Below are 25,619 nucleotides of genomic sequence, written 5' to 3'. Positions count from 1 at the left end.
TGACCGACCTTCCGCTCGGTTCGATCCTGGCGTACGGCGCAGACGTCTGTCGCGCGCGTGCATGGCCTTTCTCAGCATCGCGACGCTCGCTGTCGCGGCATCGCAGGCGGAGCCCGGACCGGCCGCCGCCGCGCCGGCACCGGACGCGGCTCCGAGCGTCGCGTCCGCCCTCAGTGCCGCGAAGCGGTCCGGCTCGCGGGTGGAGGTGACGGCGGAGCGGACCGAGTTCGTCCAGGTCTTCGCCGAGCCGACCGGCCGGTTGACGTACGAGGCCGCGGCGGTGCCGCAGCGGGTGCGGCGCGGTGACGGGTCGTGGACGGACATCGACATGCGGCTCGCCAAGGGCAAGGACGGGCTGCTGCGCCCGGCCGCCACCCTGGCGGACGTGCGGTTCTCCGGTGGCGGCACCGGCCCGCTGGTGACCCTGGTCCGGGACGGGAAGACGTTCACGCTGTCCTGGCCGCACGGCCCGCTCCCCACGCCGTCGCTCTCCGCGGACGCCGCCACGTACCCGGAGGTGCTGCCGGGGGTGGACCTGGTGGTGCACGCGACGCGGACCGGTTTCACCCACGTGCTGGTGGTCAAGAACGCCACCGCGGCGGCCAACCCGGCCGTCCGGCAACCGCACTTCGACCTGGGCGGTGACGTGCACACGCGGCGCCTGGCGAACGGGTCGCTGCAGGCGTTCGCCGGGTCCCGGCTGATCGCCTCCGCGGCGGCACCGCAGATGTGGGACTCCCGCCAGCCGTCGACGCGGCAGCGTGCCCAGATCAACGCGGAGTCGTCGCACGCGGCGCCCGGCGACCTGGCGAAAACGGCGGTGCTGGGCACCGAGCTGACGCGGGACGGCGACCTCGTGCTGCGCCCCGACGCGAAGCTGCTGGGCGCCGACGCGGCGTTCCCGGTCTTCATCGATCCGGCCTGGAGCACCGACGACTCGCGGTGGGCGTACGGCACCAACAACAACACGAACAACACCGACACCTCGGTGGCCCGGGTCGGCAAGGACCCGGACGGCCGGACCTACCGGTCGTTCTTCGAGTTCCCGCTCAAGGGCATCGCGGGCACCTACGTGCACGACGCCTACGTGCAGATGAAGGTGGACCACACCTGGTCCTGCACCAACACGCCGAACAGCATGTTCCAGGCGGGCGCGTTCAGCACCCCGCGCACCGCGTGGAGCACCGGGCTGGGCAAGTACCTGGCGACCACCTCGTCGCACGCCAACGAGGGCTCCGGCTGCAGCGACTCCCCGCAGCCCGACATGACCGTCAACTTCAACACGGACGCGGTCACCACCCTGGTGCGTGAGCTGGCCCGGTCCAGCACCCCGTCGGTGAACTTCGCCTTCACCGCCCGGGACGCCGACGGCGGCTCCGAGTCCGACGGCACCCGCTGGAAGAAGTACTTCCCGGCGAACGCCAAGCTCATCGTCGACAAGGACGCCATCCCGACGGCACCGGATCGGCTGCAGATCAACGGCGTCGACTGCAACCCCACCGACGACATCCACATCGGTACGACGACGCCGACCTTCTCGGCGGTCCTCGGTGACGCCGACGGCACCGCGCAGACCCTGAAGGCCTCCTGGACCCTGATGGAAGCGCCCCGCAACGGGTCCGCGGTGGGTATCGCCGCGCCGGGCGCCACCTCGGTGGGCGCCGGTTCGCGGGCCACCAGCGGCGCGGTCAGCCCCGCGCTCACCGACCAGAAACGCTACGCGTTCAAGGTCTTCAGCACCGATCCCGCGCCCTACAACCAGCGCAGCAAGGATTCGGCGTGGTGCTACTTCGTGGTGGACATCGGCGCACCGCAGATCACTGTCACCGCGGTGGGCACCCCGGTCGGGCCGGGCGCCCCGGCCACCTTCCGGCTCTCCTCGACCGACACCGACGTCCGGGCCTTCCGGTACGGCTGGAGCGACGCCGCGATCAACGAGGTCGCCGCGAGCCCGGCGGCGAACGGTGGCAAGGAAGCCGTCGTCACGATCAACGCGCCGAAGTACGGCATCGCGATCATGTTCGGTCAGGCGATCGACCTGACCAACAACAAGGGCTACGACTCGGTGGACATCACCGTGCCGCGCCCGTCCCCGGCGCTGGCCCGCTGGAGCCTGGAGACCCGTCCCGGCGCCGGTCCGTCCGAGGCCCTGGCCGACCAGCAGCCCAGCCTCGCGGGTGACAACGTACTGACCGCCACCGGCACCACCTGGGGGGACCAGGGCCGGCTGGTCGGTGCGCAGAACCTCGGCTTCGGCGGCGCCGGCTCGCTGACCACGCCCAAGCTGGTGGACACCACCGCCAACTACTCGGTCGCGGCGTGGGCCAAGCTGGACGACGTCACCGCCGCGCAGACGGTGGTGTCCCAGGACGGCGCGAACACCGCGAGCTTCCAGCTGCAGTTCCGCCCCGAGGACCTCAACGGCGACGGCACCACCGACCGGAACTGGTGTTTCGGGCTGCGCCACGCCGATGAGGCGTCCACCACCGCCTACACCTCGGCCTGTGCCGTCAACAGCGCCACGGCCGGCCGGTGGACCCATGTGGCCGGCAGCTATGACGCCACCCGCCGGAAGCTGGCGATCTGGGTCGACGGCGTCCTCAAGGCCGAGGTGGCGGCCCCCGCCGCCTGGAGCGCCGGCGGATCGCTGCGCATCGGCAACCGCAAGGTGACCGCCGGCACCTACGGCGAGTACCTGCGCGGCAGCGTCGCCGACGTGCAGGTCTTCAACCGGACGCTGGTGCGCAACGACCTCACCGGCATGCGGGCGTCCGAGCCCGACTCCGGCGGCTTCGACGAGCCGAGCATCCTGGCCCCGGTCACCGTGGCCCGGTGGAACTTCGACTCGGCCACCCCCTGCTACCAGAGCGGCACACCTGACACGTGCGAGGCGCCGGAGTCCGGAAGCGGCTGGAACCGGCGGCTCGCCCTGACCCAGGGCACCAGCAACTTCGGTGGCGGCGCGGCGCTGACCCCGGCGTCGCTGGACCTCGACGACGTGCACTTCGCCGACGACCCGACCGACCCGCACTACCGGGAGGCGACCCACGAGTACGGCTACTCGCAGCGCAACGTGGCGGCTCCCGGGCAGCCCGCCGACTGGCAGGACGCCGCCGTGCTGCGTACCGATCAGTCGTTCGCCGTCTCGGTCTGGGTGCAACCGACCCGGCTGGACACCGCGATGACCGCTGTGGCCCAGCGCGGCAGCAAGCAGTCCGCCTTCTACCTCGGCACCCGGCCCTCGACGGCGGGTGGCGTCGCCGGCACCCGGTTCGAGGTGATGTGGCCGAGTGCCGACCAGGGCACCGGCGTGCAGTACTCGCACCTGATCGCACCGCGGCTGCTCACCGGGGAGGACACCAACGACTGGTTCCACCTGCAGTTCGTCTACAACGCGGCGAGTTCCCAGCAGCTCCGGCTGTACGTCAACGGCGAACTGGCGGCCACCCGCTCCGGGGTGCTGTGGAACGCGCCGGGCGTGCTCACCGTCGGCAGCGCCTGGGCGACGGCCGACGGCCAGACCGGTGCGTACGGCGAGCAGTGGTTCGGCAACCTCGACGAGGTGGAGATCCAGCAGGGCGTGGTCGGCAGTGACTGGGTCACCGACAACGCCGCCGGTTTCGCCAGCGGCACCGAGCCGGGTCAGCCCGGGCTGACCTGGAAGAACAGCGTTGCCCGGGGTCCCGGGCACGGTGCCGACATGAACGTCGCCGGCATCTGCTGCTCACTGACCGGTGCCGAGCTGGTGGTCACCAACGACGCCCCCGCGCGCCCCGACGGCAGCCGCAACGCGGTGATGTACTCCGGCAGGGACACCAGCGACACCCGGTCCTACGCGTACACCAAGGCGTACGACCTGCGGAACCTCCGGGTCCAGCAGCAGTCGGTGCTCACCTACGCCGTCTATCCGCAGAGCTCCGCCACCAGCGACCTGGTCAGCGGCAGCAACAGCACCTGCGTCGCCATCGACGTCGTCTTCACCGACGGCACCAACGTGCGCGACAGCGGCATCAGCGACCAGCGGGGGAACCGGGCGCACCCGGCGTACCAGTGCGGGAAGCTGACCCTCGACGCGTGGAACGAGATCGTCGTGCCGATCGGCCAGATCGCCGCCGGCAAACAGATCGACACCATCGACATCGGCTACGACCAGCCGGGCAGCACCGGTGGCTACCGCGGCTTCGTCGACGACGTCAAGATCACCGACACGGTGTACGTCCCGCCGCTGTTCGCCACCGGCCTGGAGAGCGGTGAGCTGGGCCTGACCTGGCAGAACACGGTCTCGTCGGCGGTGCCCGGCGGAGGCATCGTCAACGTGGGCGGCGTGTGCTGCGCGCTGACCGGCCCGGAGCTGGTCACGACCGGGGGCATGACGCAAGGCCCGTACAACGGCGTCAACGTGATCATGTACTCCGGCAAGGACAACAGCGCGACCACCTCCTACGCCTACACCAAGGCGTTCCAGGTGGCCGGTGTCAAGGTCACGCCGGCCACCCGGCTGACCTACCGGATCTATCCACAGAGCACCCGTACCAGCGATCTGGTCAGCGGCAACAACAGCTCCTGCGTCGCCATCGACCTGATCTTCACGGACGCGGGCGGCGCGCAGAGCAACCTGCGTGACAGCGGGGCCACCGATCAGAACGGCAACCGCGCCCACCCGCTGTACCAGTGCGGCAAGCTCGCGATGGACACCTGGAACGAGGTGGTCGTGCCGCTCGGCGCGATCGCCAACGGCAAGCAGGTCAGTCAGCTGGACATCGCGTACGACCAGCCGCTGAACACCGGCGGGTACCGCGGGTTCATCGACGACATCCGCATCTCCGACTAGCCGGAATCCGGGGTGGCTGCCGCGTCCGGCGCGGCAGCCACCTCAGGCCCGTGCGGCACGCCTGCGCGGCGTGTGCCGGCGGTACGCGCTCACCGTCGGATCGCCGGCCAGCCAGAACCGCCACGGCACGTCGTGGGCGGAGGTGACGCCCACCCGCGGGCCGGACTCGATGACGCCCACCGCGCTCGCCGGCGGGGTCAGCGTCGCGGGACCGCTGCCGTCCACCACCGAGGTGTCGTTGGCGCTCCGGTTCAGGTCCAGGACCTGCATCAGTTTCGCCGGCCCGGCCGCCAGGTCGGCGTCCGTGCGGGCCGCGGGCCGGCGGGACCTGGCGATCTCCAGCCCGTCCACGACCTCGCCCGCGCGCAACAGGACCGCGGCGGCCCGGCCGTCCTCGCCGCAGACGACGTTGGCGCAGAAGTGCATCCCGTAGATCTGATAGACGTACAGCCGCCCGGCCGGCCCGAACATCACCGCGTTGCGATGGGTGACCCCGCGGTGCGCGTGGCTGGCCGGATCCGCGCCGAGCCCGCTGTAGGCCTCGACCTCGGTCAGCCGCACCGTCACCCCGTTCGCGCTCAGCCGCCACCCGAGCAGCTCCCGCGCCGCCACGTCCACCGACTCGGCCGGCAGCTCCATCCACCCGAACGTCACCGCTCCACCCCATCACAGCCGACAACCACGAGCCCACCGGGGCGCCGCCGATCACCATCGGTCACTCGCCACAGTCAGACCCATTTCCGGTACGGCCGGAAGCATGCGCCGCGGGCCGCTCCGGTGACGTACGTGTTACCGGTCGGTATAGTTCGCCGCCATCGGGGATGGGGCTGGGGAGCGAACGATGGCGCAGGCAGAGCAGCCGCGGGGCGACGAGGATGCCGCCGCGATCACACCGGAGTCGGCGGGGCAGCCGGTTCCGGCGGACGCGCACGCACCGGGAGCCGAGACGGACCCCGGAGCGGCCGAGGAGCAGCACACCGAGCCGCCCAGGCCGGAGCGGGCCAAGACCGAGCAGCCTCAGGCGGAGCCGGTCAAGCCCGAGTCGCCCAAGCCCGAGCCGGTCAAGGTCGAGTCGCTCAAGGCGGAGCCGGTCAGGGTGGAGTCGCCCAAGACGGAGCCCGTGAGGGAAGAGCCGGTTGGCGCCGAGGCGGGCCGGGCGCCGGAAGCCCCGGCGGAGCCTGTCGAGCCGCTCAGTCCGGAAATGATCGCGCTGCTCAAGGCTGCCACGGCGAACCGGGACCGCCCCGCGGCGCCGCCCGGCGACAACTCGGTGACCAGGATCCTCCCGGCGCTGACCGGCAAGGCCGTGACGGCGAAGGCGGCCGAAGCCAACCCGGCGGGGGAGAAGCCCGCAGGCCCGCAGCCCGCCAAGGCGGAGACCTCTCCGCCGGCAGGCGCGCGGCCCGCCACCGCCGAGGCCGCCCCGCCGGCGGGCGTGGAGCCGGTCACGGCGAAGATCCCGCTGCCGGTGGCCGCGGAGCCCGCCTCGGCGAAGACTCCGGCACCGCCGGTGACCAGGCCCGATCACCCCATCGCCACGCGCGGCGGGACGGGCTCCGGGCGTACCGCGAGAATCTGGGCATCCTGGACGCGCCGGACGTGGGTGACCGCCGGCGGCATCGCGGCGGTGCTGCTGCTCGCCGTCGGCTGGCTCGTCGGCGGGAGCGGCGGCGGAGTCCCGTCGATCTCCGACGTGCCGACCGGCGACCTGGTCGCGCCGCCCGCCCCGGCCACCTCCGCGTCGCCTGCCGCGAGCGTCGCCCCGCGCGCCGCGACCCGTCCGGTGCGCACCGCCACCGACCTCGACCAGGTCTGTGGGAGCACCTACTTCCCGGCCGCGCCGAAGTTCCGCGGTAAGGCGCCGCATCCGATGGTGATCAGCGTCCGTGACCGACTCGACCTGTCGCAGCGGTCCACCCGCACGCTGAATCGGTTCGCCTACGGCTCGAAGCTGGCGCAGCGCACCTGGGCGCCGCCCGCGGCCAAGGCCCAGCTGGTCGCGTGTCTGGATCTGATCGGCGGCGGCGCGAAGCTCAAGGACTGTGCCGGCGACGGCCGGACCAAGCTGCCGCTGAAGGTGGGCCGCTACCGGCTGAGCCTGTACGAGGTGGCCACCCGCCGCAAGGTCGCCGAGGTCACCCTGGCGGGCGCCGAGAAGGACTGCCCGTGGGTGGTGATGACCGGTTCCGATCCGACCCTCTACACCACCGTCAACGACAACCAGCTGTACCGCGCGCTGCGCCCGAAGGTGACCAGGTGACTCACGGCGTGTCGGCGCCGGACCAGCCCAGGAAGCGGTCGTAGAGGTCGGCGGGCGGGCCGCCGGAGCCGGCGGCCCAGTCGTCGATCGCCTCGATCAGGCACGAGCCGAGATAGACGGCGAGACCGTGCGGGAACCGCTGGTACTGCTCGGCCAGCTCGACCTTGGCGGTGGCGCACGGCCACGGCCGGCCGCAGACCCGGCAGTCCCAGCCGGGGCGCTCACCGACGTGTTCGGTCCGCGGCACGAGCATGTCCACCCCTGGTGACCTTTACCTTCTGCGATCCGGCGACTACACAATGGAGCGTTCCGTGCCCTAGGCTCGGACTCAAGCCGCAGCGGCGAGAATCTCGGAAATGGATTCTCGCCGTCTCGATGCAGGCGTTCGGATCGTCTCGTTCGAGACACCCCGGCGCGGCGCGGCGAGGCGATCGACACGTCGCCAGGCGGGGTGGCGTGCAGCGGGGAGGAGTTCGCCGGGATGTCCGAGACCGGATCGACGGTACCGAGACGGCAGGTCGGGCGGCTGCTGCGGCAGTTGCGCGAGCAGGCCGGGATCTCGCTGATGGCGGCGGCGCAGGAGCTGGAGTTCTCCCGCGCCCGGATGTACCGGATCGAGAACGGTGAGGTGCCGGTCCGCAAGCACGACGTGATCGCCATGTGCGGGGTGTACGGCGCGCCCGGCCACATGACCGAGGTGCTGATCGGGCTGGCGCAGGAGTCCAAGGCGAAGGGGTGGTGGCACGCGTACGGTGACGTCGTCCCCGCCTGGTTCGAGCTCTACGTCGGGATGGAGCAGGCCGCGTCCCGGCTGCGCCAGTTCGCGCCGAGCGTGATCCCCGGCCTGTTGCAGAGCCGGGAGTACGCGGAGTTCGTCTTCGGCCGGTGGCACGGCGAGGACCCGGCCGCCGTGGAGAACGCGGTGGCCGTCCGGCTGGAGCGGCAGTCCCTGCTGCGCCGGGCCCGGCCCCGGCCGCCGCGACTGGAGGTGATCATCGACGAGGGCGTACTGCGCCGGTCCATCCCGGACACCCTGGGCATGCAGAAGCAGCTCGCCCACCTGGTGAACGTCTCCACCCGGCCGGACATCAGTGTCCGGGTGATCCCGTTCGGGGTCGGTCCGCATCAGGCCGCCAGCTCCGGGCAGTTCACCATCCTGGAGTTCGCCGCCGTCGGGACGGCCTCGCCGGAGCCCACCACCATCTACTGCGAGAATCTCACCGGCGCCCTCTACCTCGATAAACTCGCCGAAGTCGCGACGTACGAGACGATCTGGGCGGCCCTGGACGCTGTCGCGCTGAGCCAGTCCGATTCCGATGACCTCATCGGCAAGATCATCAAGGAGAGCGATGGCTGACCTGACCGGTGCCGTCTGGCACAAGAGCAGCCGGAGCGGTGGCAACGGGGGCGACTGCGTCGAGGTGGCCACCAACCTTCCGGGCATCGTGGCGCTGCGGGACACCAAGGACCCCGGGGGCGCCACGCTGGTCTTCACCCGGGCGGAGTGGAGCGCATTCCTGGACGGCGTACGCTCCGGCGAATTTGATCTTGAAAACCGATGATCTTTATGAGTCCGTGAGCCGTACCTTAAGGAATTCTTTCGTCTGCCGTTCTCACCCGGTCGGTCGCGCATAGTCGTGGGGCGTCGTCCCCTGCCCCGACTCACCGAGGTGAATATCCGTGTCGCTCTCCGCTGCCGCCCGTCTCCGATACACCCTGGTGGCGGGCTCGACAGCCGTGGTCATCGGTGCGGGTTTCATCTCCGCCGGCATCCTGAGCGGCTCCTCGGACACGCCGGTGCCGCAGTCGGCGGACGCCCCGCTTGCCGCGGCCGCGACCCCGAGCGGCGGTGCCGCCGATCCGCTGCCGGCCGGCGACCTCGCGCCCAGCTCGGCCGCCCCGTCGCCCACCGCCGGCAAGAAGTCCTCGCCCACGCCGCGCGCCACGGTCAGCAAGAAGACCGTGACCACTCCGCCGACCCGCAAGACGTCGTCGAAGCGGACCACCGCGGCGGTGCCGGAGGGCACCACCGTCCCGGTCACCTCGGACGACATCCTCGATCAGGTGCTGGCCCACATCAACGCGGCCCGGGCCGGCGCCGGCCTGCCCGCGCTCACCCTGGACGCCCAGCTCTCCAAGGCGTCCGCGCTGCACAACCAGCTGATGATCGACGGCTGCGGACTCTCCCACCAGTGCTCCGGCGAGGGCGACATCGGCAAGCGGTTCAGCGCCCAGGGCGTCTCCTGGAGCAGTGCCGGCGAGAACATCGGCTACGGCTCCAGCGGCAGCAGCGCGACCGCCAAGGTGAAGGCGGCCAACGGCCTGACCGACTCGATGCTGGCCGAGGTCCCGCCGAACGACGGGCACCGCAGGAACCTGCTCAGCAAGAGCTTCACCCGGATCGGGCTGAGCGTGGTGCGCGACAGCAAGGGCATCACCTGGATGACCCAGGACTTCGTCGGGTGATAGACATGCCCGGTGAGGCGGTCGGCGGCTAAGCGCGTAGAGGTCCTGGCGGCGGCCGGTGAGGTGGTCGCGGCCCGTGGTGCGGACGCCACCCGGTTCAGCGACGTGACGGCGGCGACCGGCGTCGGCGTCTCCACGCTGCAGTACTACTTCGGTACCCGCGAGGACATGCTGATCGCGGTCTTCCGGCACGCCGCCGAGCGCGAGTTCGAGCTGGTCGGCGAGCTGCTCCGGCCGCTGACCGACCCGTGGGAGCGGCTCCTGGCGATCGCCGGCCACCTGGGCAACGACACCACCTGGCGCCTCTGGGTGGAGAGCTGGCGCTGGGCGTCGCGCGACGCCGAGGTGCGGGCCGACGTGCTCAACGACTACACCCGCTGGCGCGAGCTGATCGCCGCCAACCTCACGGCCGACGACCCGATGCGCGTCGCCCAGCAGGTGCTCGCCCTGATCGACGGGCTGGCGCTGCCCGTCGTGCTCGGCGACCCGGCGATCGACCGGGCCGCCGCCCGCGACCTGCTGGAGGACGCGTTAGCCCGGCTGCTGGGTCGTACCCCGGCCCTCTAGCAGCGGCGTCGAACGCTTCCAGCGCGGCCCGTCGCCGTCCTTGCGCCGCCGGGCCATCCCGGAGAGCGCCTCCAGGACCACCCGGTTGCCCAGCATCGCGGTGATCTCCGCGTGGTCGAACGGCGGCGACACCTCGACGATGTCCATCCCGACCACCGGCAGTTCGTGGCAGATCCGGGAGACGCTGTCGAGCAGCTGCCGGGCGGTGAAGCCACCCGGCTCCGGGGTGCCGGTGCCGGGCGCGTGCCCCGGGTCGCAGACGTCGATGTCGACCGAGAGGAAGACGCCGTCGCAGCCGTCCATGGCGATCTCGAACGCGCTGTCCAGCACCGCGTCCAGCCCGCGCTCGACGATCTCGCTCATGTGGAACGAGTTCATCCGCTGGTCGGCCATCCAGTCCAGGATCTCCGGGCCCGGCCAGTAGCCGCGCAGGCCCAGCTGCAGGAACCGGTCGCCGCGGACGGCGCCCGACTCGATCAACCGGCGCATCGGCTGGCCGTGGCCGTAGAGCGAGCCGAACTCGATGTCCCCGGTGTCCGCGTGCGCGTCGAAGTGGATCACCGAGATCCGGCCCTTACCGTACGCGCTGGCCACGCCGGTCACGTCCGGCCAGGTCACCGTGTGGTCGCCGCCCAGCACCAGGGGAATCGCGCCGTTGCGGGCGATGAAGCCGACACCCTCCTCGATGGTCCGGCAGCTGCGCTCGATCTCGCCGCTGAACACCTCCAGGTCGCCGGCGTCCTTGACGGTCAGGTCGGGGCCGAGCGCGTCGACCCGCATCGCCATGTGCGGCCGGGAGCCGTCGTGCGCCAGGTAGTCGGTGCCGCGGATGACCTGCGGGCCGAAGCGCGCGCCGGGCCGGTGCGAGGTGCCGCCGTCGAAGGGGGCGCCGATGATCACCACGTCGGCGTCGGCGTACGTCTCGGGCTCCCGCCAGTCGCAGTCGGGGACCCCGAGGAATGTGTAGTCCGGCCCGAACATCGGTCCATAGCGCGTCATGTTCTGCATCCTTCCCGGCGCACGGTGTCGCCGGGGACTGTATCGCCATACTGTACGGCCGTACAGTTCCGGGGAGGCCGTAAGGTGCAGCGGTGCTCGAATTGCTGAAGTCCCTCCTGCGCCGGATCCTCGGCCAGCCGGAACCGACCGTGCGTTCCCGGCCGGAACCGACCGTGCGTTCCCGACCGGAACCGACCGTGCGTTCCCGACCGGAACCGACCGTGCGTTCCCGGCCGGCCACGCCAACCGCCGGTCCCCGTTCATCGGTGCCGGAACGGCAGCCGCGCGGACCGGGAAAGCCGCCGGCCGCCCGCCCGGGCGGGTCGCCGAGGCCGCAACCGCCCGCTTCCCGCCCGCCCCGCCACGTACCCACCGAGCAGCACAGCACCCGCACCATCGCCTACTCCCCGAACCTCGACGGCGACGCCGACCCCGGCGAGATCGTCTGGACCTGGGTCCCCTACGAGGACGACCCCGGTCAGGGGAAGGACCGCCCGGTCCTGGTCGTCGGCCGGACCGGCGGGACCCTGCTCGGCCTGATGCTGTCCAGCCAGAGCGAGCGCGACGGCCAGCGCAACTGGCTCGCCCTCGGCGTCGGCGAGTGGGACCGCACCCAGCGCCCCAGCTGGGTCCGCCTGGACCGGGTCCTGGAGGTGGCGGAGGACGGCATCCGCCGGGAGGGCGCCATCCTGGACCGCACCCGGTTCACCCGGGTGGCGGCCGCGCTCCAGCGGGATTACGGCTGGGCATAACCGGACAACCGGCTAGCGTTGCGGACATGCAAACGGACGTCATGGCCGGTTTCGGCGGCAAGCAGGCCTGGCTGGCGGTCGCCGGCCGGGATCAGGACGCGATCCGCTCCGCCCTCGGGCTGCGTGATCTCGGTCCGGTGCGGTGGCGGGACGGCCTCGACCTGGCTCACCTGACCGGCGACCGGGTCGCGATCACGCCGCCGCTGCCCGGTGCCCGGGACACGTCCTGGGTGCTGGCCGCCGGGCACTGGTTGATCTCCTCGGCCCCGGACGTGGTGGCGCTCTCGGCCACACTCGACACCGAGGTGCAGTACTTCGCCACCCACCGGGTGACCGAATTGCATCGGTGGCAGCGGGCCGTGCGAGGTGATCTCGTGCGGGCCTTCGGGTATGTCGGGCAGACGGGCGAGGTCACCTCGTGGTTCGGCGAGCCCGGCCCGGCCGAACGGGAGGCCGGCCTGCCCGGCACACTGGACGACGAGTCCACAGTGCTGGTCGCCGAGCGCGACGTGTTCCGGGTGGCCGGCGCCTGGAGCATCGATCCCACCACGCTGACCGGTCCGGCACCCGGCCCGCTGCGCATCGGCGCGGCGGACTGACCTCGAGGAGGACGCCCACATGCGGAAGTACGTGATCATGGGGGTGCAGGGCAGCGGCAAGGGCACCCAGGGCCAGCTGCTGGCTCGCGACCTGGACCTGGTGCACATCAGCGTCGGCGACATCTTCCGATGGAACGTGCGCAACCACACCAAGATGGGCGCCCAGGTCCGCCGCACCATGGCGGCCGGCGAGCTGATCGGCGACGACGTCGTCGAGGCGGTCGTCCGGGACCGTCTCGACCAGCACGACTGGAATTTCGGCTTCGTCATCGACGGCTTCCCGCGCAACGGCCGCCAGGCCGAGTTCTTCATGGAGTCCTACGACCTCGACGCGGTGATCCACCTGGAACTGCCCGACGACGAGGTGCGCCGCCGGGTGCTCAGCCGCCGCCTCTGCCCGAACTGCGGGATGGACTACAACCTGATCGCGGACCGCCCCGAGCAGGAGGGCCGCTGCGACATCTGCGGCCACGAGCTGGTCACCCGGGCCGACGACACCCCGGAGGCCCTGGAGGCCCGCCTGCGCGACTACCACGAGAAGACCCGCCCGGTCCTGGAGCTCTTCCAGCGCAAGGAGGTCGTCCACGACGTCGACGGCCGCCCGCCGGTCGACGAAGTCCAGAACGCCATCCGCAAAACCCTCGGCCTGCCTGCCTACATTCCGGCCGACGACCACTGAAACCCCTCTTCCGGTACGCCCGGAGCGCGGTCCCGCCGCCGGCCCGTGCTCGTGGCACCCGGCCGGGCGGCCGGGTGCCGGCTTTTCACGCGGCCACCGGCTCGCAGTCGCGGGACGTGGTCGGCCAGGTGGCGACCACGAGCACCGCGGCGGCGGCGAGCACCGCGGCCAGCACCCGGTACCCGACGCTCAGGCCGGCCAGGAAGTCGGTGGGGGAGCGCAGCGCGTGGTGCTCGGTGAGCACCGTGCCGATCAGCGCGACGCCGAGCGCGGCGCCCACCTCGCGGGCCGCCGAGTTCAGCCCGGAGCCGAGGCCGGCGCTGCTGGCCGGCAGCCCGGCCAGGATGCCGCCGGTCAGGGCCGGTGCGCACAGGCCCATCCCGGTAGCCATCAGGAGCAGGTAGATCGCGTAGATCGGGTACGGGGTGCCGGCCCGCACCGTCGACAGCAGGAGCAGGCCCAGCACGATCGTGGCCAGGCCGGTCGCGATGACCGGGCGGGGACCGAAGCGCTGGGCCAGCGGCACCGCCCGCCGCGAGATGACGCCCATCCCGATCGCCAGCGGGCCGATCGCCACGCCGGTGAGCAGCGTCGAGTAGCCCTTCACGTTCTGCAGGAACTGCGCGTTGACGTAGAAGAGCCCGAACAGCGCGAAGAACGTCGCGCCGACACCGAGCGCGCCGGCCCGTACCGAAGCGATCCGGAAGACCCGCGGGTCGAGCAGCGGCCTGCGGGAGCGCAGCGCGTGCCCGGTGAAGGCGGCGAGCACGACCAGCCCGGCGGCGAACGAGGTCAGCACCACGGTGTCGGTCCAGCCCCGTTCCGGGCCCTCGATGATGCCGTGCAGCAGGGCGAACAGGCCGCCGGTGAGCAGCGCCGTGCCGATCGGGTCGACCGGGGCGTCGTGGCGGGGCGCGCGGGGCACGTACACCGCGACGCCGGCCACCAGCAGCAGCGCCACCGGGACGAAGGTCAGGAACAGCGCCGGCCAGTCGAACCACTGCAGCACCGCGCCGGCGACCAGGTTGCCGGCCATGCCGCCGAGGCCCATGCAGGCGGTCCACAGGGCGATCGCCTGCGGGCGGCGCTCCGGCCGGGTGGCGTGCAGCAGCAGGGCCAGGGTGGCCGGCTGGGCCAGCGCGGCGGCGGCGCCGCCGAGCGCGCGGCCGGCCTGGAGCACCGTGACGTCCGGGGCCAGGGCGCTGAGCAGGTTGGCCACCCCGAACAGCGCCAGCCCGGCGATCAGCACACCCTTGCGGCCGAGCCGGTCGCCGAGCGCCCCGGCCGGGATGAGCAGGCCGGCGAAGGCCAGCACGTAGGCGTCGACGATCCAGACCAGGTCGCCGGGGCCCGGGTGCAGACCGCTCGCGGCGAGCCGCGGGATGGCCAGGTTGATGCCCGCGACCAGCGCCTGCAGGGTCAGCACGGTCAGGCACATGAGGGCCAGCGTGGAGTTCTCGCGTTTCATGTGATCGACGCTAGGATCGCCCATATCTGACGTCAAATGCATGCTTCACAAGGAAAGGTTGCACGAGACGCAATGAACCTGGACCTGAACCTCCTGTTCGCCCTGGACGCGCTGCTGGAGGAGGGCAGCGTCGGTGGCGCGGCCCGCCGGCTGCACCTGTCCGAGCCGGCCACCAGCCGCGCGCTGGGCCGGATCCGGGCGGTGATCGGCGATCCGGTGCTGGTCCGGTCCGGGCGGCGGATGGTGCTCACCCCGCGTGCCCAGGAGCTGCGCACCGAGGTGCACGCGCTGGTCGAGCGCGCCCGCGCGGTCTTCACCCCGCCCGACCCGCCCGACCCGGCCACCCTGCGGCGGGTCTTCACCGTGCTCGCCGACGACGTGGCGACGGCGCTCGGCCCGGAGCTGCTGGCCCGGGTGCGGGCCGAGGCGCCCGGCGTCACGCTGCGCTTCCTCGGTGAGGATCCGGCGGCGGACGGCGGCCTGCAGTTGCGTGACGGCCAGGCCGACCTGGACATCGGCGTGGTGCCCGACGCGCCGCCGGAGATCGTGGTGGAGCCACTGTTCACCGACCGGATGGCGGCGATCGTCCGGGCCGGCCACCCGTTGACCGCCGGGGAGCTCACCCCGGAGCGCTATGCGGCGGCCGTGCACGTGAGCGCGTCCCGGCGGGGCAAGCTCACCGGCCCGATCGACGAGGCGCTCGCCGGGCTGGGGCTGACCCGGCAGGTCGCCCTCGCGGTGCCGACCTTCGGTGCGGCCCTGGTGGTGGTCGCCCGGACCGATCTCGTGGGGTTGATGCCGGAGCGGCTCGGCAGCCGGGCGGTCGAGGCCCTGGGCCTGGTCGCGCTGCGTCCGCCCGTCCCGCTGCCGCCCAAGGAGATCGCCATGGCCTGGCATCAGCGCTACGACGCCGACGGCGCGCACCGCTGGCTCCGCGATCGGGTCCGCGAGACGGTGGCCGAGCTGGCCGGGCGTACCGCGGGTGCCCCGGATCCCGCGGGCGAGGCGAAAGCCAACACAGTCGGGCATTGATGATCATCCGACCGCTCCGCGTGGTCCGGGGGATGACGCGGCATTCGCCCCATTGATGCTCCAGGATTTCTCCTGTGCGGAGACCGAAATCTCTTTGACATATTGCGCTCGGACAGAACCGGGCGTAAACAAAGACAAAGCAAAATCGATGGCTGGACGGTGAGCGGATGTACGCGGAGGAACGGCAGCAGGAGATCGTCCGGCGCGCCCGTGCGGAGGGCCGGGTGGACGTGGTCACGCTGGCGGACAGCTTCACCGTCACCGCCGAGACGATCCGGCGCGACCTCACGGTGCTGGAGCGGGCCGGTGTGCTGCGCCGGGTGCACGGTGGAGCGATCCCGGTCGAGCGGCTCGGCTTCGAGCCTGCCCTGGCCACCCGCGACGCCGTGCTGATCGGCGAGAAGGAACGGATCGCCAAGGCCGCCCTGGCCGAGGTCCCGCAGGACGGTGCGGTGATCCTGGACGCCGGGACGACCACCGCCCGGCTGGCCCACCTGCTGCCCGCCGACCGCGAACTCACCGTCGTGGTCAACTCGCCGGTGCTGGCCGCGACGCTGGGCCTCAAGCCGAACCTGACGGTGTTGCTGCTCGGTGGGCGGGTGCGCGGCAAGACCCTGGCCACGGTGGACGACTGGGCGCTGCGGCCGCTGTCCGAGATGTACGTCGACGTGGCCTTCATGGGCACCAACGGCTGCACCGTCGAGCGCGGCATGACCACCCCCGACCCGGCCGAGGCGGCGGTCAAGCGGGCGATGATCGCCGCCGCCCGCCGGGTGGTGCTGCTCGCCGACCACACCAAGATCGGCAACGACTACCTGGCCCGGTTCGGTGGCCTCGCCGAGCTGGACCTGCTGATCACCGACAACGGGCTCGACCACGAGCTGGCCGCCGAGGTCGAGGCCACCGGGGTGCGGATGGTCCGGGCATGATCCTCACCGTCACGCTCAACCCGAGCGTCGATCGCGCCCTGGAGGTCGACGCGCTGGTCCGCGGCGAGGTGCTGCGGGCCGGTGACTCGCATATCGACCCGGGCGGCAAGGGTGTCAACGTCTCCCGCGCGCTGCTCGCCAACGGGATCAGGTCGACAGCCGTGGTGCCGGCCGGCGGCGCCGAGGGGGAGCAGCTGGTCGACCTCCTCAAGGGGGAGGGCGTCGACCTGGTGGCCGTCCCGATCGTCGGGCGGACCCGCTCCAACATCACCCTGGCCGAGCCGGACGGCACGGTCACGAAGATCAACGAAGCCGGTCCGACGCTCACCGCCGCGGAGTTCGCCGAGGTCAGCGACGCGGTGCTGGCCTCCGCCAGGTTCGCCGACTGGGTGGTGATCTGCGGCAGCCTGCCACCCGGCCCGTCCGTCCCGGCCTTCGCCGCACTCTGCGAGCGGCTGGTCGCGGCCGGCGCCCGGCTCGCCGTCGACTCCAGCGGCCCGGCCCTGCTCGCCGGGGTCAACGCCGGCGCCGCCCTGGTCAAGCCGAACCGGGAGGAGCTGGCCGAGGCGGCCGGTGCCGAGCTGGGCACGCTCGGCGACGTCCTGGACGCCTGCGCCCGGCTGCGCGCGGCCGGCGCCGGGGCGGTGCTGGCCAGCCTCGGCGCGGACGGCGCGGTCCTGGTCGAGGAGTCCGGGGTGCTGGCCGGGACGTCACCGGTGACCGTCCCGCGCAGCACCGTCGGGGCCGGGGACGCGCTGCTGGCCGGGTTCCTGGCGGCGGGCGCGTGCGGCGCGGCCGCGCTCACCGAGGGACTCGCCTGGGGCGCGGCGGCGGTGAGCCTGCCGGGCAGCCGCATGCCGGGACCCCAGGACCTCGACCGTTCGACGGTACGCCTCGACCCCCACCCCGACCCCACCCGTCCCCTCGGGCGCGACTGAGCGCCGTACCCCCAACTCGGTAACCGTCACCAGCAGCGGCCGTGCGGTCGCGGCTGACCCCTACCCGAAATCTCTCCCGGGGGCCTGACACGACCCCGATCGACGAAATGGAGATCCGCGATGGCGTCTTCGTACACCCCTGAGGTCACCGGGACGAGTTTCCGGGCCCGCGTGCAGAAGCTCGGCGGTTACCTGGCCGGGATGGTGATGCCCAACATCGGCGCGCTGATCGCCTGGGGCCTGATCACCGCCTTGTTCATCCCGGTCGGCTGGCTGCCCAACGAGAATCTGGCCCAGCTCGTCGACCCGATGATCAAGTATCTGCTGCCGGTGCTGATCGGTTACACCGGCGGCCGGATCGTGCACGGCCAGCGCGGCGCCGTGGTCGGCGCGATCGCCACCTTCGGCGTGGTGGTCGGCGCGGACGTGCCGATGTTCCTCGGCGCGATGATCATCGCCCCGCTCACCGCGTGGGTGCTGAAGATCTTCGACAACGCGATCGACGGCAAGGTCAAGCCGGGCTTCGAGATGCTGATCGACAACTTCTCCGCGGGCATCGTCGGCGCGGCCTTCGCCATCCTGGGCAAGCTCACCATCGGCCCGGTCGTCGACGGGCTGACCAAGGCGGCCGGCAACGCGGTCGACTGGCTGCTCGACCACAGCCTCATGCCGCTCGCCTCGATCCTGGTCGAGCCGGCCAAGGTGCTGTTCCTCAACAACGCCATCAACCACGGCGTGTTCGGCCCGCTCGGCGTGCAGCAGGTGCAGGAGCACGGCAAGTCGATCCTGTTCATGATCGAGTCGAACCCCGGGCCCGGCCTCGGCCTGCTCCTCGCGTTCCTGTTCTTCGGACCGCGGGTGCTGCGCCCGACGGTGCCCGCCGCGATCATCATCCAGTTCCTCGGCGGCATCCACGAGATCTACTTCCCGTACGTGCTGATGAAGCCGCGCCTGATCCTCGCGATGATCGCCGGCGGCATGTCGGGTGTCGCCACCTTCATGATCACCGGGACCGGCACCGTCGCCACCCCGGCGCCGGGCAGCATCTTCGCCTACTTCGCGGTGACCGCGAAGGACGGTTACGTCGGCATGATCCTCGGCGTGGTCATCTCGGCGGCGGTCACCTTCGGCGTCGCCTCCGCGCTGCTCGGTTTCGGCAGGCTCAAGTCCGATCAGGAGCCCGAGGAGGTCGCCGACGAGGCGGTGGCCGACGAGGCGGTGCTGGTCGCCGAGACCGCCGGCACCCAGCACCCGGCCGCTCCGGCGGAGACCAAGGAAACCGCCTAACCCACCCCCCGAACGGAGAGTCCGTCATGGCCACCATCAACGGCAAGGACATCCACAAGCTGGTCGTCGCCTGCGACGCCGGCATGGGCAGCAGCGTCATGCTCGCCAGCACGCTCAAGAAGCAGCTCGGCAAGACCGGCGTCACCGTCGAGCACACCCCGGTCAACTCCATCCCGGGCGACGCCGACGTGGTGGTCTGCCACGCCGGGCTGGCCGCCCGGGCCCGCTCGGTGGCACCCGGCAAGCCGATCGTGCCGTTCCAGATCTTCCTGGGTGACCCGGCGGTCACCAAGGTGGTCAAGGCCATCCAGCAGGGCACCGACCTCGATGTCTGAGCTGCTGGACCGCCGGGCGATCAGGCTCGCCGAGACGGCGGCGGACCGCGACGACGCGATCCGCCGTACCGGCCTGGCACTCGTCGAGATCGGCGCGGTCGACCCGGGCTACGTGGACACCATGCTGGCCCGGGAGCGGTCGATCTCCACGTACGTCGGGGAGGGTGTCGCCATCCCGCACGGCACCCTCGGCGGCAAGGAACTGGTGCGTCGGGACGCGCTGTCGGTGCTGCGCTTCCCGGAGACCGTGGACTGGGACGGCGAGCCGGTGACGCTGTGTGTGGGCATCGCCGCCAAGGGGGACGGGCACGTCGAGCTGCTCGCCGCCCTCGCCGAGATCCTGCTCGACGAGGAGGCGGCCCGCGAACTGCGCGAGGCCACCGATCCATCAACGGTGATCCGGTTGCTCGGGTCGATCAAGGAGGAGTCCGAGTGAAGGTCGTGCGATTCCACGCACCCGGCGACGTCCGGTTCGAGGACGTGCCGGAGCCCGAGGCCGGCCCGGGCCAGGTGAAGATCCGGGTACGGAACTGCTCCACCTGCGGCACCGACGTGAAGATCTCCAAGTTCGGGCACCACCACATCCACCCGCCCCGGGTGATGGGTCACGAGATCGCTGGGGAGATCGTCACGGTCGGCGACGGCGTCGAGGGCTGGGCGGCCGGTGACCGGGTTCAGGTGATCGCCGCGATCCCCTGCGGCAAGTGCGACGAGTGCCGGCGCGGCCGGATGACCATCTGCCTGAACCAGGTGTCGATGGGCTACCACTTCGAGGGCGGCTTCGCGCAGTACATGGTCGTACCGGAAGAGGTCCTCGAGGTCGACGGCCTGAACCGGATCCCGGACGGTGTCTCGTTCGCCGAGGCGTCGGTGGCCGAGCCGCTCGCCTGCGCGCTCAACGCGCAGAATCTCGCCCGGGTCGGTGACGGTGACGACGTGGTGGTCATCGGCTCCGGCCCGATCGGCTGCCTGCACGTCCGGCTGGCCCGGGCCCGCGGCGCCGCCCGGGTCTTCCTGGTCGAGCTCAGCCGGCAGCGTCTGGACATGGCCGCCGACCTGGTCAAGCCGGACGCGGCGATCTGCGCGGCCGAGGTCGACCCGATCGAGAGGGTCCTCGAGCTCACCGGCGGGCGCGGCGCCGACGTGATCATCACGGCCGCCGCCTCCGGCAAGGCGCAGGAGCAGGCCCTTCGGATGGCGGCCCGGCAGGGGCGGATCAGCTTCTTCGGCGGGCTGCCCAAGGACCAGCCGACGATCACCTGCGACTCGAACCTCGTGCACTACCGGGAACTGATGATCATCGGCGCGAACGGGTCCAGCCCGGCGCACAACAGGCAGGCCCTCGACCTGGTGGCCACCGGCGCCGTCCCGGTCGCCGACCTGATCACCCACCGGTTGCCGCTCGACCGGGCGATCGAGGCGTTCGGCATCGTCGAGCGCGGCGAGGCCATCAAGGTCACCATCGAGCCCTAGGAGGCGTCATGTCCACACGTACGGTCGCCGTCGGCTCCGCCAGCGGCTTGCACGCCCGCCCCGCCAAACTCTTCGTGGAGGCGGCAGCGGCGGCGCCGGTGAAGGTCACCATCCAGGTGGCCGGCCGCAAGCCGGTGCCGGCCAAGAGCATGCTGTCGGTGCTCGCGCTCGGCGCCAAGCAGGGCACCGAGGTGACCCTGCAAGCCGACGGCGAGGGCGCCGAGCAGGCGTTGGACGACCTGGCCGCGCTGCTCGCCAGGGATCTGGACGCCGACGATGCCTGAGCGCCTGTCGGGTATCGGGGTGTCCGCGGGTGTCGCCGCCGGTCCGCTGCTGCGGATCGCGGCGGCGCCGGCGCTGCCCCCGCCGGTGCCGGTCACCGACGCGCCGTCCGAGGTGTCACGCGCCTTCGACGCCCTCGCCGCGGTGGTCGCCGACCTGGAACGGCGGGCGGACCGGGCGTCCGAGGCGACGGTGGCCGAGGTACTGCGGGCCGAGGCGCTGATGGCCGGGGACGAGGAGTTGCGCGACGCGGTCCGGTCGCGGATCGAGGAGGGCGTCGACGCGCCGCACGCGATCGACGGGGCGTTCGGCACGTTCCGCGAGATGTTCGCCGAGGCGGGCGGGTACCTCGCGGAGCGGGTCGCGGATCTGGACGATCTGCGGGACCGGGCGGTGGCGGTACTGCTCGGGCTGCCGATGCCGGGGGTGCCGCGGCCCGGCCATCCGTACGTGCTGGCCGCCCGCGACCTGGCACCGGCGGACACCGCGGATCTCGACCCGGCTCAGGTGCTCGCGCTGGTGACCGAGGTGGGCGGGCCCACGAGTCACACCGCGATTCTGGCGCGGGCGCTCGGGTTGCCGGCGGTGGTGGCGTGCCGCGGGGTGTCGGCGGTCGCGGAGCACACCCTGGTGGAGGTGGACGGGTCCACCGGCCGGGTCGAGGTGGGCGTGACGGGCGTTCGATTCGCGGCGAGAGAAGCGGATCCGCTGGATGCCCTCGGTCCGGGCCGCACCGCCGACGGGCACGCGGTGAAACTACTGGCCAACGTCGGCTCGGCGAAGGACCTGCCTCGCGCCGAGGGCATCGGCCTCTTCCGCACCGAACTGCTCTTCCTCGACCGGGCCGCCGAGCCCAGCCGGAAGGAGCAGGCCGCCGCCTACCGGGACGTCTTCCGCGGGATGCCCGGACAACGCGTGGTGATCCGCACCCTGGACGCCGGCGCGGACAAGCCACTGCCGTTCCTCGACCAGGACGGCGAGCCCAATCCGGCTCTCGGCGTCCGCGGCCTCCGGGTGGCCCGGCGGCGCCCGGAGGTGCTGACCACCCAGCTCGCCGCGATCGCCGAGGCGGCCGCCGGCAGCGAGGCGGACGTCTGGGTGATGGCGCCGATGGTCTCCACGCCGGCCGAGGCGGCGTCCTTCGCGGCCGCCGTACGCGAGGCCGGGCTGCCCACCGCCGGCGTGATGATCGAGGTGCCGGCCGCCGCGCTGCGCGCCGCCGACCTGCTGGAGGTGGTCGACTTCCTGAGCATCGGGACCAACGACCTGAGTCAGTACACGTTCGCCGCCGACCGGATGTGCGGGGAGTTGGCGGACCTGCTCGACTTCTGGCAGCCGGCGCTGCTCCAGCTGATCGGGATCTGCGGGGCGGCGGGGCGGGCCGCCGGGAAGCCGGTCGGGGTGTGCGGGGAGGCGGCGGCGGATCCGGCGCTGGCTCCGGTGCTGGCTGGACTCGGGGTGAGCAGCCTGTCCATGTCGGCTCGGGCGCTTCCCGGGGTGCGGGCCTCGCTGGCGCGGTATTCGTACGCGGAATGTCGTCGCCTCGCGGAGCTGGCGGTGGCCGCGCCGGATGCGGTGGCCGCGCGCGAGGTCGTGGGCAAGGTCGTGGGCTGAGCGAAACGTGCGGCGGCCGCGCGGGGTCGCCGGTGGAACGGCTTCTTGCGCGCGGCCGCCCGCGAGATCGTCAGTTGAACGGGAATCCCGGCGGGAAATCCGATGACATGTCCGACTCATCGGTCATCAGGCGGATCACCTCGAGCACCACCTTCGGCGTGCCGGGCGTCCCCTCCACCACCGTCACCCGCTTCTTGCTGTCGTCCCGGTACCCCGCCTCGATCCGATAGGTGTACCGGTTCTTGACGGCGCCGGCCGGCGCGTAACGCGGCCGCAGTGCCTGGAACGCCGGGCTGGAGGCCAGTCGCAGCACCTCCGCCTCGTCCCGGGAGGAGGCCCCGACCAGGGTGAACACCGACTGGCCGCCGTGCCGTCCGCCGGTGCGGACGACAACGACGGCTACCGCCTGCTTGGTCACGGGCTTCGCGGCGGGCACGGGAGCGGCGGCGGCCGCGGGAGTGGCAGCGGGCTGCGGCGCCGGCTCGGTGGCCAGCGCCGCTCCCGCCGTTCCGGCGACGCCGGCCAGGACGGCGGCAAGGCTCAACACCAACTTACGCATGCACCCACCATATCGGGCATATGCGGCTAATCAGGCCAACGCCCCGAGCTTGGCGAGCCGCTTCTCCACCACATGGCAGACCTGCTCCACCACCGCGAGCCGGGCGTACCCCTTGTCGTCCCCGGGAATCACGTGCCAGCGCGCCTTCGGCTGATCGGTGCGGTCCAGCATCTCCTCGATCGCCTCGGCGTACGCCTCCCGCTTCTCCCGGTTGCGCCAGTCCTCGTCGGTCAGCTTCCACGTCCGCAACGGATCGTTCTTCCGGTCCTCGAAGCGCCGCAGCTGCTCCTGGTCGGAGACGTGCATCCAGAATTTGATCAGGATCATGCCCTCGGCGGTGAGCGCCCGCTCGAACTGGTTGATCTCGTCGTAGGCCCGCTTCCACTGCTCCTCGCTGGCGAAGCCCTCGACCCGTTCGACCAGCACCCGGCCGTACCAGGAGCGATCGAACACGGTCATACCGCCGGCGCCGGGCAGCACGGCCCAGAACCGCTGCAGGAAGTGGTGCCGTTTCTCGTCGTAGGTCGGCGCGGCGAACTGCGACACCCGTACGTGCCGAGGGTCCAGCGGCGCGACCAGCCGTTTGATCGCCCCACCCTTGCCGGACGCGTCCCAGCCCTCGAAGAGCACACAGAGCGGCGGCCCGATCCGCTTGTCGCCGATCTGCCCGCCCAGCATCAGCCGCAACCGGAGAAGCCGCTGCTGCGCCTCCTCGAGACGGGCCGCTGCCTTCTTCTTGCCGATCTCGTGCGGCGGTTTCGCGCTACCCAGGTGACCCATCCGATCAGCATCCCCGAAACCCGGTGTGCCGCCCACCCGGCGGTGCGGGAGAATCCGTGCGTGACTCTCGTAGACGACCTGATGTGGCGCGGACTGATCCAGGACTCGACCGACCCCGACGAGCTGCGCAAGGCACTCGACGGCGGCTCGATCACGTTCTATGTCGGCTTCGACCCCACCGCCGCCTCGCTGCACGTCGGTCACCTCATGCAGGTCATCACCGCGCGGCGCCTGCAGCAGGCCGGGCACAAGCCGCTGCTGCTGGTCGGCGGCGCGACCGGGCAGATCGGCGACCCGCGCGAGTCCGCCGAGCGCACGCTGAACCCGCCGGAGGTGGTGGAGAGCTGGGTGCGGCGCATCCGCGAGCAGCTCTCCCCGTTCGTCACCTACACCGGGGAGAACGCCGCCACCCTGGTCAACAACCTGGACTGGACCGGCCCGACCTCGGTCATCGACTTCCTGCGCGACGTCGGCAAGCACTTCCCGGTCAACAAGATGCTGGCCCGCGACGTGGTGCGCAACCGGCTGGAGAGCGGGATCAGCTTCACCGAGTTCAGCTACCAGCTGCTGCAGTCCAACGACTTCTACCAGCTGCACGTGCGTAACGGCTGCCAGCTGCAGTTCGGCGGCTCCGACCAGTGGGGCAACATCACCGCGGGCGTCGACTTCGTCCGCCGCCGCGGGGCCGGCCCGGTGCACGCCTTCGTCACCCCGCTGGTGCTCAAGGCCGACGGCACCAAGTTCGGCAAGACCGAGGGCGGCGCCGTCTGGCTCGACCCCACGATGACCACGCCGTACTCCTTCTACCAGTTCTGGATCAACAGCGACGACCGGGACGTCGACAAGTACCTGCGCTACTTCAGCTTCAAGACCCGCGAGGAGCTGGAGGAGCTGGAGAAAGCGACAGCCGAGCGCCCGCAGGCCCGGCTCGCGCAGCGCGCCCTCGCCGAGGAGATCACCGCGCTGGTGCACGGCGAGGCGGAGGCCCGGCAGGCCGTCGCGGCCAGCCAGGCACTCTTCGGGCGAGGTTCGCTCGACGAGCTGTCCGCCGACACGTTGCGCGCCGCTCTCACCGAGGCAGGACTGCTTTCGGTACGCGGTGAGCTGCCGACCGTTGGCACGTTGCTCAAGGAGTCGGGTCTGGTGGCCAGCGCCAACGAGGCCCGCCGCACGATCAGCGAGGGCGGCGCCTACCTGAACAACGAGCGGATCACCGACGGGGAGGCGACAGTGCCCGCGTCCGCGCTGCTGCACGGGAGGTTCCTGGTGCTGCGGCGGGGCAAGCGGACCTTCGCCGGCGTGGAGTTCTCGGCCTGATCTCGGAGTCCCGGTCCCCCTTTTGGGGGCCGGGATTCTTCATTTCTGAGGATGGCACGTGACGTTCTGCCCGGAATGAGGCCTTGGGCCGGGCGTCGGTGATCGACGGAAACGGCGCTGACCTGAGGTTTTGTGCCTCGCGACGGGTGTGACGACGGTCGCTGGGCCCCGATTTGGCGTTGCCGGGAGCGGCGAGTAATGTTCTACGAGCCGCCAGGGAGACGGGCGAGCGAGCGAGACCCGCGAGGGGCTCGGAGCGGCCGTCCTGACGGAAACCCTACCAAGATCGCACGGTCTACGGTCGTGCGAATTCTCGGTGTCGGTTGAATTCGGGTTGCGAAACGCGGATTTGACGAACTGGGAATGGCGGGTAAAGTAGAGCGAGTGCCCCGGAGGGCGGGCCGCGAAAGCGGTTCTTCTGATGGTGTGCGGTTGTTCTTTGAGAACTCAAC

The 25,619-nt window shown here is 71.7% G+C and carries 25 protein-coding genes; 19 read left to right on the top strand and 6 right to left on the bottom strand.

Translation table 11 applies throughout. From position 1 onward, the window contains the following. The first annotated feature begins 61 nt into the window (after positions 1-61). Complete coding sequence (locus tag Actob_RS33285) at positions 62-4,831, top strand: LamG-like jellyroll fold domain-containing protein (RefSeq protein WP_284915846.1); 4,770 nt, start codon at positions 62-64, stop codon at positions 4,829-4,831. Positions 4,832-4,873: 42 nt separating this feature from the next. Here Actob_RS33285 and Actob_RS33280 read toward each other — a convergent pair whose 3' ends face one another. Beyond that, on the bottom strand, positions 4,874-5,470 hold the full coding sequence (locus tag Actob_RS33280) for a DNA-3-methyladenine glycosylase (RefSeq protein ID WP_284922423.1): 597 nt from the start codon (positions 5,468-5,470) through the stop codon (positions 4,874-4,876). Between the two features lie 202 nt (positions 5,471-5,672). Here Actob_RS33280 and Actob_RS33275 point away from each other — a divergent pair, with 202 nt between their 5' ends. Further along, positions 5,673-7,091, top strand: coding sequence for a hypothetical protein (locus Actob_RS33275; RefSeq protein WP_284915844.1), 1,419 nt, complete (start codon positions 5,673-5,675; stop codon positions 7,089-7,091). A gap of 1 nt (position 7,092) precedes the next feature. Here the strand turns inward: Actob_RS33275 and Actob_RS33270 are convergent, their stop codons facing one another. Next, the gene (locus Actob_RS33270) at positions 7,093-7,344 is read right to left on the bottom strand and encodes a hypothetical protein (RefSeq protein WP_284922422.1); all 252 of its coding nucleotides are present in this window, start codon (positions 7,342-7,344) and stop codon (positions 7,093-7,095) included. 228 nt (positions 7,345-7,572) lie between these two features. Between Actob_RS33270 and Actob_RS33265 the strand changes: the two genes are divergently transcribed. The 4 genes from Actob_RS33265 to Actob_RS33250 all read left to right on the top strand — a co-directional run bounded on the left by Actob_RS33265 (position 7,573) and on the right by Actob_RS33250 (position 10,124). Next, positions 7,573-8,448: a helix-turn-helix domain-containing protein gene (locus Actob_RS33265; protein ID WP_284915843.1), complete on the top strand. Its 876-nt coding sequence runs from the start codon at positions 7,573-7,575 to the stop codon at positions 8,446-8,448. Continuing rightward, positions 8,441-8,653 carry a DUF397 domain-containing protein gene (locus tag Actob_RS33260; RefSeq protein ID WP_284915842.1) on the top strand — a complete coding sequence of 71 codons (213 nt, stop codon included), beginning with the start codon at positions 8,441-8,443 and terminating at the stop codon, positions 8,651-8,653. Before Actob_RS33265 ends, Actob_RS33260 begins: the two co-directional genes overlap by 8 nt. Positions 8,654-8,771: 118 nt before the next feature. Further along, complete coding sequence (locus Actob_RS33255; RefSeq protein WP_284915840.1) at positions 8,772-9,557, top strand: CAP domain-containing protein; 786 nt, start codon at positions 8,772-8,774, stop codon at positions 9,555-9,557. A 12-nt stretch (positions 9,558-9,569) separates the two neighbouring features. Next, positions 9,570-10,124: a TetR/AcrR family transcriptional regulator gene (locus Actob_RS33250; protein ID WP_284915839.1), complete on the top strand. Its 555-nt coding sequence runs from the start codon at positions 9,570-9,572 to the stop codon at positions 10,122-10,124. On the opposite strand, the gene speB is transcribed toward Actob_RS33250, so the two are convergent. Next, positions 10,089-11,123 (bottom strand): agmatinase, encoded by a 1,035-nt coding sequence (gene speB / locus Actob_RS33245; protein WP_284915837.1) that lies wholly within the window; start codon positions 11,121-11,123, stop codon positions 10,089-10,091. The two genes, Actob_RS33250 and speB, sit on opposite strands and share 36 nt — an antisense overlap. Positions 11,124-11,389: 266 nt before the next feature. Here speB and Actob_RS33240 point away from each other — a divergent pair, with 266 nt between their 5' ends. The 3 genes from Actob_RS33240 to Actob_RS33230 are packed head-to-tail and all read left to right on the top strand — an operon-like array spanning position 11,390 to position 13,153. Next, positions 11,390-11,875 carry a type II toxin-antitoxin system PemK/MazF family toxin gene (locus Actob_RS33240; RefSeq protein ID WP_284915835.1) on the top strand — a complete coding sequence of 162 codons (486 nt, stop codon included), beginning with the start codon at positions 11,390-11,392 and terminating at the stop codon, positions 11,873-11,875. A gap of 26 nt (positions 11,876-11,901) precedes the next feature. Continuing rightward, positions 11,902-12,474: a hypothetical protein gene (locus tag Actob_RS33235; protein WP_284915834.1), complete on the top strand. Its 573-nt coding sequence runs from the start codon at positions 11,902-11,904 to the stop codon at positions 12,472-12,474. Between the two features lie 19 nt (positions 12,475-12,493). After that, positions 12,494-13,153: an adenylate kinase family protein gene (locus Actob_RS33230; protein WP_284915833.1), complete on the top strand. Its 660-nt coding sequence runs from the start codon at positions 12,494-12,496 to the stop codon at positions 13,151-13,153. An 85-nt stretch (positions 13,154-13,238) separates the two neighbouring features. On the opposite strand, the gene Actob_RS33225 is transcribed toward Actob_RS33230, so the two are convergent. Beyond that, a complete protein-coding gene (locus tag Actob_RS33225) occupies positions 13,239-14,621 on the bottom strand; it encodes an MFS transporter (protein ID WP_284915832.1) in 1,383 nt (460 codons plus the stop codon). 72 nt (positions 14,622-14,693) lie between these two features. Between Actob_RS33225 and Actob_RS33220 the strand changes: the two genes are divergently transcribed. The 9 genes from Actob_RS33220 (at position 14,694) to ptsP (ending at position 22,511) form a co-directional block, all read left to right on the top strand. Further along, entirely contained in the window at positions 14,694-15,653 is a 960-nt protein-coding gene (locus Actob_RS33220; protein WP_284915831.1) for a LysR family transcriptional regulator, read from the top strand. Positions 15,654-15,820: 167 nt separating this feature from the next. Further along, entirely contained in the window at positions 15,821-16,582 is a 762-nt protein-coding gene (locus Actob_RS33215; RefSeq protein ID WP_284915830.1) for a DeoR/GlpR family DNA-binding transcription regulator, read from the top strand. Continuing rightward, positions 16,579-17,520 carry a 1-phosphofructokinase family hexose kinase gene (locus tag Actob_RS33210; RefSeq protein ID WP_284915829.1) on the top strand — a complete coding sequence of 314 codons (942 nt, stop codon included), beginning with the start codon at positions 16,579-16,581 and terminating at the stop codon, positions 17,518-17,520. Before Actob_RS33215 ends, Actob_RS33210 begins: the two co-directional genes overlap by 4 nt. A 120-nt stretch (positions 17,521-17,640) precedes the next feature. Further along, positions 17,641-18,807 carry a PTS mannitol transporter subunit IICB gene (gene mtlA / locus Actob_RS33205; RefSeq protein ID WP_284915828.1) on the top strand — a complete coding sequence of 389 codons (1,167 nt, stop codon included), beginning with the start codon at positions 17,641-17,643 and terminating at the stop codon, positions 18,805-18,807. Between the two features lie 26 nt (positions 18,808-18,833). Further along, a complete protein-coding gene (locus Actob_RS33200) occupies positions 18,834-19,142 on the top strand; it encodes a PTS sugar transporter subunit IIB (protein WP_284915826.1) in 309 nt (102 codons plus the stop codon). Next, complete coding sequence (locus Actob_RS33195) at positions 19,135-19,578, top strand: PTS sugar transporter subunit IIA (protein WP_284915825.1); 444 nt, start codon at positions 19,135-19,137, stop codon at positions 19,576-19,578. Before Actob_RS33200 ends, Actob_RS33195 begins: the two co-directional genes overlap by 8 nt. Continuing rightward, a complete protein-coding gene (locus Actob_RS33190; RefSeq protein WP_284915824.1) occupies positions 19,575-20,615 on the top strand; it encodes a zinc-dependent dehydrogenase in 1,041 nt (346 codons plus the stop codon). The genes Actob_RS33195 and Actob_RS33190 overlap by 4 nt, the downstream gene beginning before the upstream one ends. Positions 20,616-20,623: 8 nt before the next feature. Further along, positions 20,624-20,899 carry an HPr family phosphocarrier protein gene (locus Actob_RS33185; RefSeq protein WP_284915823.1) on the top strand — a complete coding sequence of 92 codons (276 nt, stop codon included), beginning with the start codon at positions 20,624-20,626 and terminating at the stop codon, positions 20,897-20,899. After that, positions 20,892-22,511 (top strand): phosphoenolpyruvate--protein phosphotransferase, encoded by a 1,620-nt coding sequence (ptsP, locus tag Actob_RS33180; RefSeq protein ID WP_284915822.1) that lies wholly within the window; start codon positions 20,892-20,894, stop codon positions 22,509-22,511. Before Actob_RS33185 ends, ptsP begins: the two co-directional genes overlap by 8 nt. A 70-nt stretch (positions 22,512-22,581) precedes the next feature. Here the strand turns inward: ptsP and Actob_RS33175 are convergent, their stop codons facing one another. Both Actob_RS33175 and Actob_RS33170 read right to left on the bottom strand, forming a co-directional pair. Beyond that, on the bottom strand, positions 22,582-23,070 hold the full coding sequence (locus tag Actob_RS33175; RefSeq protein WP_284915821.1) for a hypothetical protein: 489 nt from the start codon (positions 23,068-23,070) through the stop codon (positions 22,582-22,584). A gap of 30 nt (positions 23,071-23,100) precedes the next feature. Then, on the bottom strand, positions 23,101-23,850 hold the full coding sequence (locus Actob_RS33170; RefSeq protein WP_284915820.1) for a polyphosphate kinase 2 family protein: 750 nt from the start codon (positions 23,848-23,850) through the stop codon (positions 23,101-23,103). A gap of 81 nt (positions 23,851-23,931) precedes the next feature. On the opposite strand from Actob_RS33170, the gene tyrS reads away from it, so the two are divergent. Beyond that, the gene (gene tyrS / locus Actob_RS33165; protein ID WP_284922421.1) at positions 23,932-25,167 is read left to right on the top strand and encodes a tyrosine--tRNA ligase; all 1,236 of its coding nucleotides are present in this window, start codon (positions 23,932-23,934) and stop codon (positions 25,165-25,167) included. Positions 25,168-25,619 lie beyond the last annotated feature (452 nt).

Origin of the sequence: Actinoplanes oblitus, assembly GCF_030252345.1 — a bacterium.
Taxonomy (GTDB): Bacteria; Actinomycetota; Actinomycetes; order Mycobacteriales; family Micromonosporaceae; genus Actinoplanes; species Actinoplanes oblitus.
The sequence above is the reverse complement of the archived record's forward strand: the minus strand, read 5'-3'. Positions and strand labels throughout refer to the sequence as shown.

Excerpts from the sequence above, each read along its gene's own strand:
- Actob_RS33285 (WP_284915846.1), top strand. The coding sequence starts at position 62 with ATGGCCTTTCTCAGCATCGCGACGCTCGCTGTCGCGGCATCGCAGGCG.
- Actob_RS33280 (WP_284922423.1), bottom strand. The coding sequence starts at position 5,470 with ATGGAGCTGCCGGCCGAGTCGGTGGACGTGGCGGCGCGGGAGCTGCTC.
- Actob_RS33275 (WP_284915844.1), top strand. The coding sequence starts at position 5,673 with ATGGCGCAGGCAGAGCAGCCGCGGGGCGACGAGGATGCCGCCGCGATC.
- Actob_RS33270 (WP_284922422.1), bottom strand. The coding sequence starts at position 7,344 with ATGCTCGTGCCGCGGACCGAACACGTCGGTGAGCGCCCCGGCTGGGAC.
- Actob_RS33265 (WP_284915843.1), top strand. The coding sequence starts at position 7,573 with ATGTCCGAGACCGGATCGACGGTACCGAGACGGCAGGTCGGGCGGCTG.
- Actob_RS33260 (WP_284915842.1), top strand. The coding sequence starts at position 8,441 with ATGGCTGACCTGACCGGTGCCGTCTGGCACAAGAGCAGCCGGAGCGGT.
- speB (WP_284915837.1), bottom strand. The coding sequence starts at position 11,123 with ATGACGCGCTATGGACCGATGTTCGGGCCGGACTACACATTCCTCGGG.
- Actob_RS33235 (WP_284915834.1), top strand. The coding sequence starts at position 11,902 with ATGCAAACGGACGTCATGGCCGGTTTCGGCGGCAAGCAGGCCTGGCTG.
- Actob_RS33230 (WP_284915833.1), top strand. The coding sequence starts at position 12,494 with ATGCGGAAGTACGTGATCATGGGGGTGCAGGGCAGCGGCAAGGGCACC.
- Actob_RS33225 (WP_284915832.1), bottom strand. The coding sequence starts at position 14,621 with ATGAAACGCGAGAACTCCACGCTGGCCCTCATGTGCCTGACCGTGCTG.
- Actob_RS33220 (WP_284915831.1), top strand. The coding sequence starts at position 14,694 with ATGAACCTGGACCTGAACCTCCTGTTCGCCCTGGACGCGCTGCTGGAG.
- Actob_RS33215 (WP_284915830.1), top strand. The coding sequence starts at position 15,821 with ATGTACGCGGAGGAACGGCAGCAGGAGATCGTCCGGCGCGCCCGTGCG.
- Actob_RS33210 (WP_284915829.1), top strand. The coding sequence starts at position 16,579 with ATGATCCTCACCGTCACGCTCAACCCGAGCGTCGATCGCGCCCTGGAG.
- mtlA (WP_284915828.1), top strand. The coding sequence starts at position 17,641 with ATGGCGTCTTCGTACACCCCTGAGGTCACCGGGACGAGTTTCCGGGCC.
- Actob_RS33200 (WP_284915826.1), top strand. The coding sequence starts at position 18,834 with ATGGCCACCATCAACGGCAAGGACATCCACAAGCTGGTCGTCGCCTGC.
- Actob_RS33195 (WP_284915825.1), top strand. The coding sequence starts at position 19,135 with ATGTCTGAGCTGCTGGACCGCCGGGCGATCAGGCTCGCCGAGACGGCG.
- Actob_RS33185 (WP_284915823.1), top strand. The coding sequence starts at position 20,624 with ATGTCCACACGTACGGTCGCCGTCGGCTCCGCCAGCGGCTTGCACGCC.
- ptsP (WP_284915822.1), top strand. The coding sequence starts at position 20,892 with ATGCCTGAGCGCCTGTCGGGTATCGGGGTGTCCGCGGGTGTCGCCGCC.
- Actob_RS33175 (WP_284915821.1), bottom strand. The coding sequence starts at position 23,070 with ATGCGTAAGTTGGTGTTGAGCCTTGCCGCCGTCCTGGCCGGCGTCGCC.
- Actob_RS33170 (WP_284915820.1), bottom strand. The coding sequence starts at position 23,850 with ATGGGTCACCTGGGTAGCGCGAAACCGCCGCACGAGATCGGCAAGAAG.
- tyrS (WP_284922421.1), top strand. The coding sequence starts at position 23,932 with ATGTGGCGCGGACTGATCCAGGACTCGACCGACCCCGACGAGCTGCGC.